This is a genomic window from Rubrobacter calidifluminis, assembly GCF_028617075.1.
Lineage (GTDB): Bacteria > Actinomycetota > Rubrobacteria > Rubrobacterales > Rubrobacteraceae > Rubrobacter_E > Rubrobacter_E calidifluminis.
Window position 1 is genome coordinate 1 of sequence record NZ_JAQKGV010000047.1, and the last position, 864, is coordinate 864.

The following is an 864-nucleotide window of genomic DNA, read 5'->3' on the forward strand; positions in this document are numbered from 1 at the left end:
TGCCATGCCGATGACGATAGGGGTACCGAAGGAGATAAAAGACCAGGAAGGGAGGGTGGCGCTGCAGCCAGACGGCGCAGCGGAGCTCACCCACCACGGCCACAGCGTCCTGATCGAGAAAGGAGCAGGAGAAGCCTCAGGCTTTGCCGACGAAGAGTACCTGCAGGCCGGAGCAAAGATAGAAGAAGACAAGAAGAGACTCTTCTCTTCTTCCGATCTCATCCTCAAGGTCAAAGAACCCCTGCCCGAAGAATACCCCCTCTTCAAAGAAGGCCAGCAGCTTTTCACCTACCTTCACCTGGCAGCCGACAGGAAGCTGACCGGGTTTCTGCTAGAGAAGAAGATCTCCTCCATAGCCTACGAGACCGTAGAGCAAAAAGACGGCACGCTGCCTTTGCTCGCACCGATGAGCGAGGTGGCGGGCAGGATGAGCGTGCAGGCGGCAGCCCACTGCCTGGAGAGCCCGCAGGGAGGAGCGGGGCTTCTTTTGGGAGGAGTACCCGGCACCCCTGCGGCCAAAGTCACGATCATAGGAGGAGGAGTAGTAGGCACAGAAGCAGCCAAGATAGCATTAGGGATGAGAGCCATAGTGAGGGTTATGGACATAAACCCCAAAAGACTCTCCTACCTCTCGGACATCTTTGGAGGAAGAGCGGACCTTGTGATCCCGAACAGAGCCCGCCTTGCCAGCTACGTAAGAGAATCCGATGTGGTCATAGGAGCGGTACTGGTACACGGAGCGAAAGCCCCAAAGCTCATAGACAGGAAGACCATAAGCCAGATGAGGAGAGGCTCTGTGGTGGTAGACGTAGCCATAGACCAGGGAGGGTGCTTTGAGAGCAGCCGCCCCACCACCCACACCCA

Annotated in this window: 1 protein-coding gene; it reads left to right on the forward strand. The window is 57.3% G+C overall.

The window, feature by feature from the left end:
* Positions 1 to 4: 4 nt before the first annotated feature.
* The coding region (gene ald, locus PJB24_RS15780; protein WP_420541974.1) for an alanine dehydrogenase at positions 5 to 864 on the forward strand (860 nt) is incomplete at its 3' end.